This is a genomic window from Pseudomonas sp. PS02303 (genome assembly GCF_029959925.1).
Taxonomy (GTDB): domain Bacteria; phylum Pseudomonadota; class Gammaproteobacteria; order Pseudomonadales; family Pseudomonadaceae; genus Aquipseudomonas; species Aquipseudomonas mandelii.
The window spans coordinates 1-2,889 of record NZ_JASCOM010000433.1; the positions used below are offsets into that span (position 1 = coordinate 1).

Genomic DNA, 2,889 nt, shown 5'->3' on the forward strand with positions numbered 1-2,889 from the left:
TTTTTACCGGGCGGGCCGCGTCCGCGGCTGGCGCGCTCCCACATGGTTTCTGCTGTGAATCCACTATTTTGTGAACACCAGGAATCAACTGTGGGAGCGAGCCTGCTCGCGATAGCGGTCTGTCAGTCAATATTGACGGAGACTGATACACCGCCATCGCAAGAGACTCGCTCCCGAATTTCTTTTGCGCTGTGGCTTAGAGGGTGAAATCGCCTTCGGCCGCCAGTTCGCTCAGTGGGCGACGCGGGCTTGGTTCTTCGCGCGCTTGCAGGTAATCGGCCAGCGTCGCTTTATCGCCCAGTTTGCCTACGGCCACCGCCGCGTGCAGTGCGTAACCTTCAGGAATGTTCAGCTCTTTGCGGGTCAGGTCCTGGTCGAAACCGGCCATGCCGTGGGTGTGCCAGCCGCTGATGCTCGCTTGCAGCGCCAGATGGCCCCAGGCCGAACCGGTGTCAAAGGTGTGCCACAGGGCCGGGGTCTCTTCGGTGGCGCCGGGTACCGCGAAGGTGGTTTTAGAGATCACGATCACCAATGCCGAGGCGTGTTGCGCCCAGCCGCGGTTGAATTCATTCAGCAGGCCCAGAAAACGCTCCCAGTTCGGCGTATCGCGGCGCGCGTAGAGAAACCGCCAAGGCTGGGAGTTGTAGGCCGATGGCGCCCAGCGTGCGGCTTCGAAGAAGCTCAACAGGGTTTCTTCGGGAATGGTTTCGCCGGTGAAGGCGCGGGGCGACCAGCGATCGGTGAACTGAGGGTGGATCGCATACTCGGCAACGCGTGGGTTTGCACTCATCAAGAGATTCCTTGCTTCGTTTGAAAGTGAGGGGCGTCTAAAACCCGCAGGCGCAGTTCACCTGAATGCAACGCGGTTGAGCGTTAATGGCATTTGGGCATGGCTCCTTGCGACTGGCAAAACTACGTGGCGGCGCAAAAACTGACAAGCCCGATCTACCGGCAGTCGCCAATGCTTGGCCCGCAAGGGCCTTGGCACTAGACTGGCGGCCTTTTCACCACCTGATGTTGATGCTCGAACCATGGCCGCCAAAGTCGAACCGTTCTGGATACGCAAAACCCTCGATCAACTCGATCCGCAGGAGTGGGAATCGCTGTGCGACGGGTGCGGTCTGTGCTGCCTGCAAAAGCTCGAAGATGAAGAGGACAACTCGGTCTATTACACGCGCATCGCCTGCAAACTGCTGGACCTGAAAACCTGCCAGTGCACCGACTACCCGAACCGTCGTGACTTTGTGCCGGACTGCATCCAGCTCACGCCGGGCAAGGCCGAAGAATTCCGCTGGTTGCCGCCGACCTGCGGCTATCGATTGGTCAGTGAAGGCAAGGACTTGCCCCTGTGGCATCACCTGGTGTGCGGTGATCGCGATGCGGTGCACCATGAACGCATTTCCCAGTCCGGGCGCATGCTCGCCGAAGGCAGCGTGTCCGAGGATGACTGGGAAGACCATCTGATCTTTCGCGCGGGCTAAATGCCTCACTGCATGTGTGGCCACCAACAGGCAGTAACGACAAAAAAAGGGGCCGCTTCGCAGCCCGGCGCGAGCAAGCTCGCTCGCCACAACAGGAGTGTGTATGGCTGTGCGATTGCGGCGGGCGCTGGCCGTCGGGCTACTGGCCCTGAGTTCGTCCGTGTGGGCGGCGAAAAAAGTCGATCTGGATTATCACGTGCGCCTGATGCCGCACAGCGATCAGGCCGAAGTGCGGCTGACGCTGGCCCAAGGCTCGGCGGTGCGCAGTCTGGATTTCGATCTGGGCGACGGCAGCCACTACAGCGACTTCAAGGCCGACGGCCAATGGCAGCTCACGGCGGGCAAGCAGACGCGCGGCGTTTGGCGTCCGGCCACTGACAAGGCCAGCCTGACTTACCGCGTGCGCATCAGCCATGGACGCAAGAGCGGCAGCTTCGATACGCGCATGACGCCAACCTGGGCACTGATGCGCGGCGACGACCTGGTGCCGCCGGCCAGACTCGATCAGCAGGACGGCATCGAGCTGATTTCACGCCTTGAATTTGAATTGCCCAGCGGCTGGAAAAGCGTCGAGACCGCCTGGCCGCGCATCGGCAAGAACAAATTCCGCATCGATAACGTCTCTCGACTGTTCGACCGGCCCACGGGCTGGATGCTCGCCGGCCACCTCGGCAGCCGTCGCACCAGGCTTGGGGAAACCGAAGTCACCGTCGCCTCGCCCCAAGGCCAGGGCATGCGCCGCATGGACGTGCTGACGCTGCTGACCTTTGTCTGGCCGCAGGTTCAAGCCGTGTTTCCCCGTCATCCCGTCAAACTGCTGATCGTTGGTGCCAACGACCCGATGTGGCGCGGCAGCCTGGCCGCGCGTGAGTCGATCTATCTCAATACGCGCCTGCCGTTGGTCAGTGAAAGCGGGACCAGCGCGGTGGTGCGTGAATTGGCGCAGGTGTTCGGGCGGATCAACGATAAACAGCGCAGTGACTGGATCAGTGAAGGGTTTGCCGAGTATTACGCCATCGAACTGGTGCGCCGTGCGGGTGGCATGAGTGATGAGCGGTTTGAGAGTTTGCACCGCCGGTTGGTCAAGGACAGCCAGAAAGTCACCACGTTGCGTGGCGAACAGGTGAACCCGGCGCAGGTCTCCAAAGCGGTGTTGTTGCTACAGGAACTGGATCGTGAGATTCGTTTGAAAACGCGCAATAAGCGCTCGCTTGATGATGTGTTGCGCGGGGCGATGCATCTGGAAAGTGTGGATACCAAAGAGTTTGTTCAGCTCGCGGAAAGCGTGATTGGCGAGTCTTCCAAGGTCCTTGATACCGAGTTGCTTCAGTAAAACCGTCTTCGCGGGCAAGCCTCGCTCCTACAGGGTTCATGTGATCACACCAATTCTGTAGGAGCGAGGCTTGCC

General features: G+C 60.5%; 3 protein-coding genes. 2 read left to right on the top strand and 1 reads right to left on the bottom strand.

Annotated elements, in window-relative coordinates:
- Positions 1-196: 196 nt before the first annotated feature.
- Positions 197-790 carry a nitroreductase family protein gene (locus tag QMX98_RS33695; RefSeq protein WP_077749176.1) on the bottom strand — a complete coding sequence of 198 codons (594 nt, stop codon included), beginning with the start codon at positions 788-790 and terminating at the stop codon, positions 197-199.
- 241 nt (positions 791-1,031) lie between these two features.
- Between QMX98_RS33695 and QMX98_RS33700 the strand changes: the two genes are divergently transcribed.
- Positions 1,032-1,481 (top strand): YcgN family cysteine cluster protein, encoded by a 450-nt coding sequence (locus tag QMX98_RS33700; protein WP_010462140.1) that lies wholly within the window; start codon positions 1,032-1,034, stop codon positions 1,479-1,481.
- A gap of 103 nt (positions 1,482-1,584) precedes the next feature.
- Complete coding sequence (locus tag QMX98_RS33705) at positions 1,585-2,814, top strand: hypothetical protein (protein WP_282412046.1); 1,230 nt, start codon at positions 1,585-1,587, stop codon at positions 2,812-2,814.
- The last annotated feature ends 75 nt before the right edge of the window (positions 2,815-2,889 follow it).

Bases quoted from the DNA above. Each gene is read 5' to 3' on its own strand.
- QMX98_RS33695 (WP_077749176.1), bottom strand. From the start codon at position 790: ATGAGTGCAAACCCACGCGTTGCCGAGTATGCGATCCACCCTCAGTTC.
- QMX98_RS33700 (WP_010462140.1), top strand. From the start codon at position 1,032: ATGGCCGCCAAAGTCGAACCGTTCTGGATACGCAAAACCCTCGATCAA.
- QMX98_RS33705 (WP_282412046.1), top strand. From the start codon at position 1,585: ATGGCTGTGCGATTGCGGCGGGCGCTGGCCGTCGGGCTACTGGCCCTG.